This window comes from Chitinophaga sp. (assembly GCF_035564935.1).
Taxonomy (GTDB): domain Bacteria; phylum Bacteroidota; class Bacteroidia; order Chitinophagales; family Chitinophagaceae; genus Chitinophaga.
In genome coordinates, this window is record NZ_DATMTE010000897.1 from 1 (window position 1) to 13033 (window position 13033).

Sequence of the window (13033 nt, forward strand, 5' to 3'; positions counted from 1 at the left end):
CTGAAAAAAAGACAATCGCCGAAGGCGATCCCTCCTCCCATTCCTGACTTTCTGACTTTTTTCTTCGAAAAGTTAAATGGATGTTAAAAGGTCAACTTTAGTTACTAATTCAAAAAAAGTCCCTAATTTTGACCTTGAAACTAAAAAAGTCAAAAAGTTAATGCACACAGAAGCTAAAGATGAAATGAGGGATAAGATCCTGGAGGCGGCTCTGAAGCGTTTTACTCATTATGGCGCTTCTAAAACTACAATGAATGAAATAGCAGATGATCTTCACTGCTCCAAGGCGTCATTGTATTACTACTTCCCGGATAAAAAAGCAATGCACATTGCCGTACTGGAAAAAATTGCGGAAGCATATTTCCAGCAAATGGAAAAAGAAGCAATACAGGTGAAATCGGCTGCTAAAGCCTTGTATAATATCATTGATCTCCGGAAAGATTTTATCAGCAAATTTTGCCGGCTCGAAATATTTCAAATATTACAGGATAACTCAGCGCTTTTTCTTGAGGAAAAGAAGAAAGCAAAGCAACGGGAATTTGATATTCACACCACTATTATCAAAGCAGGAATTGCATCAGGGGAGTTTAAAGTAAAGGATCCCGCCCAAACCGCTGAGCTGCTGGTGCTCACCACTATGGGACTGCGCTTTTCAGTACCGGATCATATCCGGGAAGATATGGATCTGGACGAAGAAATGATGGACCAGGTGATAGAAAAACAGAAGCAATTACTCGAAGTTTTCATAAAAGGAATAAAAGCATAAACGGAAATCATGGTTGTGAGAGAAAGGATACTGGAAACAGCGCTGAAAATGTTCAGAACTTACGGTGTGAAAGGAGTAACTATGTTTGATATTGCCCGCGATTGCGGGATCTCCAAAAAAACCGTGTATGAGCATTTTCAGGATAAACAGGCACTGATAGACGAAGGGATGCAGCAATTGCTGACAAACCATATTAACTACTTCCATGAATGTTTGCAAACCACAGCCAATGCTATTGAAGAGCTGGTGCGTAACATGAAGTACGTTACCAATATGGCTAAAACACTGAACCCGGTAATGCTGCATGAAATCCAGAAATACCACCCGGATACCTGGCGCAGTATTGAGAGTTTTAAGTCGGACAACATGCTCTGTAACATCAAAAAAAATTTAGAAAGAGGAATGGCGGAAGGCCTATACCGCCAGAACCTTCATATCGATATTGTAGCACGCATGCGCCAGCTGCAGCTGGAGGCAGCTTTCGACCCGGAACAATACCCCGCAGATCACTATGAAATGCACGAGGTAATGGAACAGGTAACCGCCCACTTTATACTGGGCATCGCCACTATCCGGGGACATAAACTGGTAAACCAGTACCTGCAAATAAAAGAAGAAGAATAAAACTACTACGCTAACAGATTTATTTTATGAAGCGATTAAAGTTAACGCTTGTCCTCCTCATGGGGATAGGGGTATATAATGGCTATGCCCAAACGCAGCTAACCTCACAGGAAGCGCTAAAGTTTGCCTTGAACAATAATAAACAATTGGCTAAAACCAAAATGGACGAAGAAATGGGGAAATTCAAAACCCAGGAAGTCCGCTCCCAGGCCCTGCCTCAACTAAACGGTAATGCCTCTTATACAGATAACCTGATGCTGCAGAAATCGCTCATCCCCGGTGCCGTATTTGGTAAGCCGGACAGTTCTATACTGGTTGCTTTCGGGGTAAAGTATAATGCTACGGTAGGCGCAGAACTTAGTCAGCAGATCTTTAACCAGGCAGTATTCACCGGCCTGAAAGCATCTAAGGCAGGAGAAGAATATTATAAGATACAAACAGAACAATCTGTTGAAAATGTGATCTATAATGTATCGCAACTTTATTACCAGCTGCTGGTAACACAGGAAAAGATCCTCACTATCAATAGTAATATCGAAAAGCTTACACAGCTGGTAAGCGCCACCAAATCACAGTTTGATAATGGCCTGGCAAAGAAAATTGACCTCGATCGTATCAAAGTGAACCTCATCAATAATATGACGCAACGCACGCAGTTGCTCAACCAATACGCCACGCAAACCAACAACCTGAAAAAGGTAATGGGTATGCCGCTTCAGTCTACTTTCCTGCTGCCGCCGGCTTCATTGAAAGACATTGAAACCAAAGCCGCCGGCGTGTTACAGTACGATGATATGAACCTTGCGAACAGAACGGAATACAGGTTACTGAAGAAACAGGAGGAGCTGCAATTGTTCCAGAAAAAAGCTTACCAGGCGGAAAATTACCCGTCATTGTCGCTGTTCGGAAGATATTCCTATAACGGGATGAGCCAGCAATGGGCTTTCTCAAAAGATCCTTCCAATTCCACCAGCTGGTTTGGCGCCGCAGCCATAGGCGTATCGCTGAAAGTGCCCATCTTCGATGGTTTTGGCCGCCGCTCCAAAGTAAGCCAGGCCAATGTAACCCTGCGTCAGCTGGGTAAACAACTGGAAGACACCGAGCTTACCCTCAACACAGATTATGAAAATGCCAAGCTGTTGATACGTAGTAATTTATCTACCATCACCACACAAAAGGAAAATATGGACCTCGCCAACGAGGTGTATTATTCCACACAGAATAATTACAAACTCGGCCTGGCTGGTTTAACGGATCTGCTGAATGCAGAAACATCCCTGGCAGATGCGCAAAACAGCTACAACGAAGCCCTGCTGCAATACAAGCTGGCAGAGCTGGAGATAATAAAAAGCAAAGGAAGTTTAAAAGACCTCCTAAACTAAACGTATAAACGAAAATAAGGATAGAACACACAAACTATTTTGCAGATGAAAAAGTTTATAATCTGGGGACTGGTGACAATAGGTGCAGTAGTACTGATCATGTGGAAACTCAACGCCAACAAAAAAGCGAATGAGGCTAAAACAGAATTTGTAAAACAAAGCAATATCGGCGACATCCCGGTGCTGGTACAGAAAGTATCCCGCAATGATTTTTCCCAGGGATTCCTGGCCAACGGTAACTTCGCACCGGTGCGTGAATTGTCGTACCTCGCGGAAACCGCCGGCCGTATTACCAAACTGCTGGTGGATGAAGGCAGCATGGTAAAACAGGGCCAACCCATTGCCTATATTGATGGTCAGCTGCTCAACACCGACCTCGAATCTGCAAAAGCGAATCTCGACCAGCTGAAGGTAGATAAAGAAAGATATGAAAGCGCTTTCAAAACCGGAGGCGTTACCCAGAAACAAATGGATGATGCACGCCTGCAGTATGATATCGCAAAAACGCGCTATGAGGCCGCCAGCCGCCGGGTAAGCGATACTTACGTGAAAGCTCCTATCTCCGGAATCATCAATAAAAAATATATAGAACAGGGCGCTTACCTTTCTGTAGGCAACAAAATGTTCGACATCGTAGATGTATCCAGGCTGAAACTGGCGGTATCTGTACCGGAAGGACAGGTAGTAACACTCAAAAAAGGCCAGAAAGTACAGGTTACTTCCAATGTATTCCCTGAAACACAATACGAAGGTACTATCACCTTTATAGCGGCAAAAGGCGATAACTCCCTCAACTACCCGGTAGAAATGGAAGTGAACAATATTGAAGGCAAAGACCTGAAAGCCGGTATGTACGGCACTGCGCACTTCGTGGATCCGAATGCTACTGAAACAATTTTCATTGCACGTACTGCATTTGTAGGTGGTGTAAACAGTAATACTGTATACGTAATGGAAGGCAATGTGGCAAAGAAACGTAAAGTGGTAGCCGGCCGCATTGTTGGTGATAAGGTGGAAATACGCGAAGGACTGAAAGAAGGAGAAACCGTGATCACCAGCGGTCAGATTAACCTGACTGAAGGAGCTGCTGTAACGGTTCAGAATGATAAAAAGTAAGCAGGGAAATGTATCTGGTGTTTGACCAAATTTTTGCAACATGAAGATTACCGAAGTATCAATTAAGCGACCCACGATCGTGGTGGTGGTATTCACCATCCTCACTCTCCTGGGCGTGATGAGCTATAAATCGCTGAACTATGAGCTGCTGCCGAAGTTTAGTTCCCCAATGGTAACCATTTCTACGGTGTATCCGGGCGCCTCCCCCAACGAGGTGGAAAGTACCATTACCAAGAAGATTGAAGATGCGGTGGCATCTATGGAAAAGATCAAAAAGATCATTTCCAAATCATCTGAAAGTCTTTCTGTTATTACTGTTGAGCTGAACAGTGATGCAGATGTGGATATTGCGCTGCAGGACGCACAGCGTAAGGTAAATGCGATCCTGGCTGATCTGCCAGGCGATGCCAAGCCGCCATCACTCAATAAATTCTCCCTGGATGATCTTCCTATCATGACGCTGTCTGCCACCGCAAAAATGGACGACAGGCAGTTCTATGACCTGGTAGATAAAAAACTGCAGCCTTTACTGTCGCGGTTACCGGGTGTGGCCCAGGTTTCACTGATTGGTGGCCAGGAACGTGAAATACAGGTAAACGTAGATCCGAAGAAGTTACAGGCTTTCAATATGTCTGTACTGCAACTTCGGCAGATCATTACCAATGCCAACCTCGACTTCCCTACCGGTAAGGTGAAAACTGCCAATGAGCAGATCCTGATCCGTTTGGCAGGTAAGTATAAGAATGTAGACCAGCTGCGTAACCTGGTGCTGAAAACAACAGAAGACGGCACACAGGTGCGGTTAACGGATGTAGCGGATGTACAGGATGCCCAGAAAGATGCAGAACGTATTGCCCGGGTAGATGGTGTAAGCGCCATTGCTCTGCAGGTACAGAAACAAACGGATGCCAACGCGGTAACCGTGAGCGAGGAAATGAAGAAAACCATCAGCAAAATTGAAAAAGATTATGCGGCCAATGACCTGAAGATGCTGGTAGCAAATGATTCCTCCGATTTTACACTGGAATCTGCCGACTCGGTAATACATGACCTTATCCTCGCGGTAGCGCTGGTGGCGGTTGTAATGCTGTTGTTCCTGCACAGCATCCGCAGTGCATTGTTTGTAATGATATCCATCCCGGCTTCCCTTATCGCTACCTTCATCGGTATGAAATTAATGGGCTTCTCGCTCAACCTCATGTCGCTGTTAGGTTTGTCGCTGGTGGTAGGTATTCTTGTGGATGACGCCATTGTGGTACTGGAGAATATTTACCGGCATATGGAAATGGGTAAGAACCGTGTCCGTGCTGCATTTGATGGAGTTAAAGAGATAGGCTTCACCGTTACTTCCATCACATTGGTAATTGTAGTGGTGTTCCTGCCCATCTCGTTAACCAATGAGCTGGTATCAAAGATCCTTCGTGAGTTCTGCGTGGTGGTAATGATTTCCACGATGCTCAGTTTACTGTCGTCGTTTATGATTGTACCGTTGTTGTCGTCCCGCTTTGGTAAGCTGGAGCATATCACCGGTAAGAACATTTTTGAGAAATTTATTCTCTGGTTTGAGGCGCAGCTGCAGCAATTCACCAACTGGATGACAGGAATCCTGAAATGGGCGTTGGGTCATAAAAGAATTACCATTGCGGTGGCGGTTGTTTTATTGATTGCCTCCTTTATGCTGGTAGGCAAAGGTTATATCGGTGGGGAGTTTATTCCTAAAGGTGATCGCGGCCAGTTCATCGTAATGCTGGAAATGCCGAAAGACGCATCTGTAGAACAAACCAACCTGGCTACCCGTACTGCAGAAAAATATCTTAACAAGAAAAAGGAAATTAACCGTTTGATCACTACGGTTGGTCAAACCAGTGAAGATGGTTTTGGTAACTCACAATCTACCGCTTATAAATCGGAGATCACCGTGATGCTGGTAGACCCTGAACACCGTGCGGATGCTTCCGATATTTACGCCGCCAAGATCAAGAAAGAACTGAAAGGTATTCTACCTGGCGTAAAAGTAAAAACCACCGACGTGAGTATCCTGGGTACCGCAGAGCGTGCGCCCGTGGAGCTGGTAGTAATGGGAACGGAGCTCGACAGTGTAATGAATTACGCCAAAAGAGCAATGGATACCCTCAAAACCATCAGTGGGGCTACAGAAGTAAAACTGTCTGTAGAAGACGGTAATCCGGAAATTAATGTGCAGGTAGACAGGGATAAGATGGCTGCACTGGGCCTCACACTTGATGCCGTGGGAGGTACCATGCAAACGGCTTTCAGTGGTACTGCCGATGACTCTAAGGTTAAGTTCCGCCAGGGCGATTACGAGTACGACATCAACATCCGTTTTGATGATTTCAACCGTAAGAATCTCGAAGACGTTTCCAATATACAGTTCATTAATGACAAAGGCCAGCTGATTAAGCTGTCGCAGTTTGCTGCGGTGACGGAAGGCTCCGGCCCCAGCCACCTGGAAAGAAGGGATAAAAATACTTCCGTATCTGTACAGGCACAGGTAATGGGCCGGCCATCCGGTACGGTTACACAGGAGTTCCAGGATAAACTGGCAAAAATGGATAAGCCTGCCGGTATCAGCTACCTGTTTGGCGGTGATGCTGAAAACCAGGGTGATTCCTTTGGTACCATGGGTGCGGCGTTGCTGATCTCTATCGTACTGGTATACCTCATTATGGTGGCGTTGTACGACAACTACATCTATCCTTTCGTGGTATTGTTCTCTATTCCGCTGGCTATTATTGGTGCATTACTGGCATTGGCGCTTACTAATAATACGCTGAACATCTTTACCATATTGGGTATGATCATGCTGATCGGCCTGGTGGCGAAGAATGCGATCATCCTGGTAGATTTTACCAACCAGATGAAAGAGCAGGGACAAAGTACTTATCAGGCGTTGATCCATGCCAACCATGCGCGTTTGCGCCCTATCCTGATGACCACCATTGCGATGGTAATTGGTATGCTACCTATTGCATTGGCAACAGGTGGTGTGGCCTCTACTAAAAATGGCCTGGCGTGGGTGATCATCGGGGGCCTGATGAGTTCCATGTTTCTTACCCTGATTGTGGTGCCGGTGGTATATATGATCGTAGATATGGGTATGGCGAAACTGGGAATTGGTAAATTATCTACCAAACGTTACATCAGGCAGCGTATGGTGGCTTCTTATGAAGAAGTGCCTTTAAATGAAATTCATGTGAATTAAGATATGTTACTAACAGTGTAACAGTTGTAGGTTTAGGTAATAGCCGGAGTAATCATACTCCGGCTTTCTTTTTCTTTGATATTAACAAGAAAATCTTTCCTTTTCACATTCCTGTTTCTTTTTCTGCGGATTATATTTGCGGCAAATACATTTATGAGAAAGTATATTCCCCCGTTTGTGTTATTGTTGACATCTCCATGCTACGTCCGGATTACAGCTGCCGCATAATCAATTGAAAATAATTCCACTGAAAAGAGTATGGATTATGAGAGGTACCGGGAAGCGATTTACAGCCACTTCCCGGTGACAGATCATTTTCTTGCTAAAAGCAGCATATGCGAAACAGGAAAAGGGATAGGTAAGGGTACACCATTTTTGCACGGGCGCATCAATTGTACCTTACCTTCCAGCCTGTTATTTACAATCCATTCATTACGCCAGGTGGCAGACAGGTTATCCAGCCGCAAGCCGGCTTCTTCGAGAGCGGCTTTCCAGTCGTCATAGTTCCAGAAGCAAAACGTTTCATGCATTTCACTCAGCCAGTTATCATGATAATCTTTTTTGAAAAGAAATTCACACGCATTTTGCATAGATAACTGTGCATAGGTTTGTCCTTCAATAGTTACCCATTCGTAGGGCAGTTGAAATCCTTCCTGCCGGCGGAAGTCTTTCGCAAATTGTTTGAACAGCGCCATAGTAGACAGTTTCCCCAGCCATGTGGCTAATTCCTGCGTAGTGGCATTTTCGGGCAATGTTATATCATTTTCGCCATCGGCTTTGTTGAGCCAGAGCAGGATAATTTCTTCTTTATTTTCCGGGCCTACTACATCGCGGTTAATCCATACACCGCCGGGTACCAGTTCATTATAACGGTTGCGTATAAACGCTACCAGGTCTTCCCGGCTGCCGTAGGATTCTATTTCATGGGTGAGCGAGGAAGTATGAATGGTATTCATGCTGCCTGCTTCAAATACGAGGCTGGTTACTGCATTTTTTTGTGAAAAGAAAACAGATGGGTTGGCAAATTCGCCATTGTGTTTTCTTTGGAGACAGATATCATACAGGTGCCGGGATACTTCTATCCCGTAGAAGTCGCATTCATGCAGGCGATCATCTTCGCAGGCCATTTTAATCCATGAACCCGCTGCACAGCCAATATCGCCGATATTGCCGGGTTGTATATAAGGCGCCGTTTCACGGTATTTCTGGGCGGCGATGTCGTCCATTTGTTTTACATATACGTTGTAATCGCGGGTAGCAGTAAGATCACCGTCGGCCCCAATGATGGGGTCTTTCAGAATTTGCTGCACCTTCTCCCCTACATTGTACAGCGACCATATTTTAAAAGATGCCGGGTGCATCTGGTCCAGGATAGTTTTGTTTTTGCGCCAGTTGCCGGCTTGTGCAACCAGTTTTACCACATCCCAGGGCATGGGTTGTGTGAACTGGTTGCTTACGGGGTCCCATTCTGCAGGCAGTATATTGAAGCCATGTTTTATGTACATGTCTTTAACGGCTGTGGAGCAAATAACGAGGGTATTGGCCGGGCTGATGGAGTGAATACCTTCACTGGAATGCCGGATTGTTTTTACTGTATATTCCGTAAAATCATTGATCACGCCTACATCATCGATACCGTATACATACACCGGAACATCCAGGGAGTTGGAAAATTCCTGGATGATCATAGCCCGGAGATAGAATGGTACGGGGTTTCTTTTGGTGCCGAGGTGGTTGGCGGACGTAACGGCGAAAATCACGCCTTCTATTTCCTGTGTGGCTAACGGTTGGCCATATACGTCTTTTTCGCCTTCCAGTTTACATTTGATCAGGCGGTTCAGGTATTTGAACTGAAAATCTGTGAGCAGGTGATGCCGGCCGGGTATGAGTAAATACATAACATGAAGTTAAGGAATGCGTTGATTTTTTGTATGCAGGTTAATCAAAAATAACAGAGGGTGTATCGTAGGTTTCAGATACACCCTCTCTGAGGTAAACATGGTTGGAAGAAATAAGAATAATTTACAGTGCTGCCGTTTTCCGCACCTCATCGAAAGTGTAACCAAGCGTTACTTCACCATTTTCGAATACGGTATGTAAAAGATCCGCAGATGCTGGCGCTTCTCCTTCAGTTACAGTTTTGAAGGTGTTATTATCTTTTATAAGCCTGAGTTTCCCGGCTTTGGATTTTTTGAAAGAAGTACGCAAATGGCCGGTAGCGTCCAGCTCCACGGGCATTTTTTGTACGTTGATAGATTCCCCGTTTACAACAGCGTAAGCGCACTTAAGGGCAAATTCCTGGGTGTCGCGGTTTACACGTTGCAGTAAGGCGCCGCCCATGCCTAATACCAGGTTCTCTGCGCTGATGCCGGCCTGCTTTAATGCTTCAAATATACCGGGAATAGAGGAATAGCTGATGCCGTCGCCCTGGATCACCCGTACCTGCGGAGGGAGTATTTTATATCCTTTTTCGTTGGTGGTGTAACCGAATTTATCCATCAGGATGGTAAAGATGCGGAGCAGTGTTTGCACCGGGTCGCCGCTGTCGGGGCGGATCACTAGAGTACCATCTCTTTTCAGGATCTGTTCTTTTAAAGCGGTACCCCAGTATTCTTCACATGCCCTGAAAATATTGTAGGAGTCTGATACGCAGGCAATGGTACCGGTAGGATAACTATCCAGTATATGTTTGAATATTTCCAGTTCACCTTCTTCCCCGAGAAGGGTTACTACAGAGTGTTCTGTAGCGGGGATAGATAAACCGGGTGCAGCAGGTGCATTGTAATATTTTTTTGCAAATACGGAACCGGGAATGGTATCGCTGCCTGAAAAGCTTACCAGGTGGGCGCTTCCACCTATGCCGGCGCTTTCCACAGAGCTGGCGCCACGGAAGCCAAAGTCGTTCAGTACAAAGTCGATCCCTGCAAAGGCAGCCGGGCTGGCCGTTTCGTCATAATATTTCTTTACTACTTTCTTTATTTCCCTGGATACAGAAGCTACGGTGCAGGGGTACCATACCTGCATCAGTAATGTTTCGAGGAAGTTGGTGAGCCAGAAACATTCAGGGTCGGTATTTTCAATGGTCATCAGTACATTTCGTACAGGCACTACCGTACCTTCTGCAACTGCTTTGATGCGTACAGGGAGTTTACCACCATATTTATCAATGATATATTCGAAGCGGCTGCGGTCAAATACATCTTTCCTGCCAAATACTTCTGTGAGCACGGTTTCAGCTTCGTCCAGCTTTTCTTTAGTGAACACTACTCCGCTCAGGTATTCTTTCAGGAAATATTGTAGTCCGTAAAACACGGTTTCGTCAAATTTGCCGCCCCTGCTTTCCAGGTAGGAGTAAATAAATTGGGTGCCGGGGATGTACAGTTTATGGTGGGAGTATTTATAAGCATCGGCCAGGAGGATAAGATTTTCCTTTGTCATGTTTCAGTATTTTAGTCTTAGTCAATATATTTTTCCGTCAGTTTTGCCAGCAGGGGAATGTGGGTATCATTGATTTCACCTTTGGCGATTAAATTGGGTATATTTGTTACCGTTATCCAGCGTACTTCCTGCAGATCATCGCCTGCAGCGGGCTCGCCATACAACAGATCGGTGCTGAACAGGGTGGTAATAATTTTATTCACTTCGCTGCGGTAGCGCCAGTCGTTTACTCTCAGGGAAGCTACATATTGCATAGGGCCTGTTTCCACAGTACCGCATTCCTCCTGTAATTCCCTGGCGGCGGCCATTTCGAAGTTATCGTCTGTTGGATCGGAAAATCCGCCGGGCAGGCGCCATACATTTTCATTGGGTTTACGGCCCAGCAGCAATTCGGTTTTATTATTCCTGAAAAGTGCGATATCTACGGTAGCATATACAGAGGGAAAAAGATTATAGGTATTATAAATGATCCCGGCACGAAATTCTTCTGTATCAAACACTTTATCGGATATGGCTTCCCGCATGGCGGTGGCATTATAATCCTGCACCGGAGGGAGGGCTTCCGTTTTAAATTTGCCGGAATAGGTATCCATAAAGCTGTTACGGCTGCCGTACAATAAAAAGGTTTCATGGGGAAAATTACTGTGAAGCAGCTCATCCAGTTTTTGTGACCATACGGTATCACTTTTCTGATCGCTCAGGGGAAGTACAATGATTTCGGGAAACTGTTGTTTGATCATCCGCTCGCGGGTATAATAATCCAGCGGATTTTTACGGCTGCCTCTTACGGGGCTAACGCCAAGTATAATGATTACACGGTTGTGCTTTTGTTTCACCTGGCGGATAAGTTCCAGGTGACCTTCATGAAGGGAAGGTGTTTGGAACCTGGCGATAATAACTCCTGTGGGCTTTGTGTTTTGCATGTTCGAGCTATTTTGTGTAATTGTTACACAAATATAGAAACCCTTTTCGGATTTCCAAAATATTTCTTGTAAAAAATACACAAAATAAAAAACTGGCTTATGCAGTTTTGAAACACAATAGCTCCGGTAATACGCTGAACAGCCCTCCAGCTGTAATAAACGGGCATGGTTCTACAATGCCGCGCTTATATCTCAAACGTCATTCCTTCTTTCTTCAGTTTAAAATACCGGGCTTCATCGAAGCTGAACAGTTTTGCAGGTCTTCCCTGCGATACCTGTTTTTGCTTTTCGTTATGTGCAATCAGTATCCCCAGATGATTGATCTTCTTCTGGAAGTTACGCCGGTCGATAGGCCGGTCCAGCAGTGTTTCGTAGAGTTTTTCCAGGTCCGCGATGGGAAATTTGTTGTCCAGCAGTTCAAACCCAATAGGTTCATAACGGATTTTACTGCGGAGGCGTTGTACAGCGATATCAATAATTGTAGCATGATCAAAGGCCAGTGTGGGCAGATCTTTTATATTGAACCATTTGGCGTCTTCAGCATCAGAACTGGCGGCGAGTTTGAAATTAGTCGGATTCACCAGGCCGAAATAAGCGATAGATACTACCCTTCCGCGCGGATCGCGGCCGGGCAGCCCGAAAGTATACAGCTGTTCAAGGTAATTGATATTTACACCGGCTTCGGTGAGCAGTTCGCGGGTAACGGCTTTTTCCAGCGCTTCATCATCCAGCACAAAGCCACCGGGCAGGGCCCAGCTGTGCAGGTAGGGCTCTATGGTGCGCTTGATCAGCAGTACCACAATGCCTTCTTTTGGAATATATCCAAATACCACTGCATCTACAGTTAGTCTGATGTTTTGTATGATCGGCAAACTCTTATCTGATTATTTTGCTTGAATATAATGTTCCAGTTGGGCGGTGCCTTTGTGTAAATTTACGAACAAAGGATTTTTCACGGGATCAAAAACGATGATGGTGCTTTGTTCCCAGATATCCTGTGGCGTTGGCAGCTCTATAATCACTTCCTGGCCGTTTTCGCGACGGAAAAGGAGGCTGTCCTTTCCTGCCATATGTCTTTTATACTGGTGCTGGTCGAGGTAATCGGTCAGCTCTTTTCTCAGTTGCAGTACGGAATCGGTTAGTGGATTGGATACTGGTTTAAATTCGCGGTACACGTAGCATTTTTCAGTAATAATGTCGTAAGCCGATCTGTCGGTATTGCGTTCGTCATTACGGGTATGGTTACACGCAAACAGTAACAGGGAAATGCCCAGGAGTGATAATATTTTTTTCATGATCTCATAGCTTTAATGTTCATAACAATCATAGTTGCGCTGCCGGTAAATTTTCCCGTCGCGAAATTCTATGATAGTGCAAATGAATGCTTTCATTATTTGTCCGCGCCGGAACTGTCCTGCATCTACACCTATTTCCCCTGTCCATTTGGCTTCTACCACCAGGGTACTCCCCGACTCTACCACTTTCAGTACACTGAAATGCTGCGCTTTCAAAATTATTTTATTGGTGACCATGCTTTCCAGCATGATGTCAAAGTTCCGTT

Annotated in this window: 11 protein-coding genes; 5 read left to right on the forward strand and 6 right to left on the reverse strand. The window is 45.2% G+C overall.

The genetic code is table 11. From position 1 onward, the window contains the following. Window positions 1-160: 160 nt before the first annotated feature. The 5 genes from VN105_RS23350 to VN105_RS23370 are packed head-to-tail and all read left to right on the forward strand — an operon-like array spanning window position 161 to window position 7111. Window positions 161-766, forward strand: a complete 606-nt coding sequence (locus VN105_RS23350) for a TetR/AcrR family transcriptional regulator (RefSeq protein WP_325644757.1) — start codon at window positions 161-163, stop codon at window positions 764-766. Window positions 767-775: 9 nt separating this feature from the next. After that, a complete protein-coding gene (locus VN105_RS23355) occupies window positions 776-1390 on the forward strand; it encodes a TetR/AcrR family transcriptional regulator (RefSeq protein ID WP_325644759.1) in 615 nt (204 codons plus the stop codon). Between the two features lie 26 nt (window positions 1391-1416). Continuing rightward, window positions 1417-2772: a TolC family protein gene (locus VN105_RS23360; RefSeq protein ID WP_325644761.1), complete on the forward strand. Its 1356-nt coding sequence runs from the start codon at window positions 1417-1419 to the stop codon at window positions 2770-2772. A 45-nt stretch (window positions 2773-2817) separates the two neighbouring features. Further along, the gene (locus tag VN105_RS23365; RefSeq protein WP_325644763.1) at window positions 2818-3888 is read left to right on the forward strand and encodes an efflux RND transporter periplasmic adaptor subunit; all 1071 of its coding nucleotides are present in this window, start codon (window positions 2818-2820) and stop codon (window positions 3886-3888) included. 40 nt (window positions 3889-3928) lie between these two features. Beyond that, window positions 3929-7111 carry an efflux RND transporter permease subunit gene (locus tag VN105_RS23370; RefSeq protein WP_325644764.1) on the forward strand — a complete coding sequence of 1061 codons (3183 nt, stop codon included), beginning with the start codon at window positions 3929-3931 and terminating at the stop codon, window positions 7109-7111. 311 nt (window positions 7112-7422) lie between these two features. Here VN105_RS23370 and VN105_RS23375 read toward each other — a convergent pair whose 3' ends face one another. The 6 genes from VN105_RS23375 to VN105_RS23400 all read right to left on the reverse strand — a co-directional run. Continuing rightward, window positions 7423-9009, reverse strand: a complete 1587-nt coding sequence (locus VN105_RS23375) for a transferase (protein WP_325644766.1) — start codon at window positions 9007-9009, stop codon at window positions 7423-7425. A gap of 124 nt (window positions 9010-9133) precedes the next feature. Continuing rightward, complete coding sequence (locus VN105_RS23380; RefSeq protein ID WP_325644768.1) at window positions 9134-10549, reverse strand: nicotinate phosphoribosyltransferase; 1416 nt, start codon at window positions 10547-10549, stop codon at window positions 9134-9136. Between the two features lie 17 nt (window positions 10550-10566). Next, window positions 10567-11472: a pantoate--beta-alanine ligase gene (locus VN105_RS23385; protein ID WP_325644770.1), complete on the reverse strand. Its 906-nt coding sequence runs from the start codon at window positions 11470-11472 to the stop codon at window positions 10567-10569. A 185-nt stretch (window positions 11473-11657) separates the two neighbouring features. Beyond that, complete coding sequence (locus VN105_RS23390) at window positions 11658-12344, reverse strand: NUDIX hydrolase (protein WP_325644772.1); 687 nt, start codon at window positions 12342-12344, stop codon at window positions 11658-11660. Between the two features lie 12 nt (window positions 12345-12356). Next, the gene (locus VN105_RS23395; protein ID WP_325644774.1) at window positions 12357-12767 is read right to left on the reverse strand and encodes a hypothetical protein; all 411 of its coding nucleotides are present in this window, start codon (window positions 12765-12767) and stop codon (window positions 12357-12359) included. A 12-nt stretch (window positions 12768-12779) separates the two neighbouring features. Beyond that, the coding region (locus tag VN105_RS23400) for a nuclear transport factor 2 family protein (RefSeq protein WP_325644776.1) at window positions 12780-13033 on the reverse strand (254 nt) is incomplete at its 5' end.